General features: G+C 46.2%; 1 protein-coding gene. It reads right to left on the minus strand.

The features are described 5' to 3' along the window. On the minus strand, positions 1-236 hold a 236-nt coding region (locus tag CWC16_RS19565), incomplete at both ends, for a flagellar basal body P-ring protein FlgI (protein WP_171037711.1).

Consider the following 236-nt stretch of genomic DNA (forward strand, 5'->3'; position numbering starts at 1 on the left):
GTCAATGGTTTGACCGGGTTTAACAAAAGGTGGTAAGTCAGCATGAACCGCAACAGCCGCAACATTTTTAATTTTTGGCTTTAAGCTTGCGGGCATCGTGATCCCAAAGCTATTCAACATCGCTTTAAAGCTTTGCTCGGTAAATCTGGTTTGCTCACCGGTACCAGGCAAGCCTACAACTAGGCCGTAGCCAACCAGTTGGTTTGAACGAACACCTTCAACCATACTGACGTCTT

The sequence above is a fragment of the Pseudoalteromonas sp. S3776 genome, from assembly GCF_005886915.1.
Classification (GTDB): Bacteria; Pseudomonadota; Gammaproteobacteria; order Enterobacterales; family Alteromonadaceae; genus Pseudoalteromonas.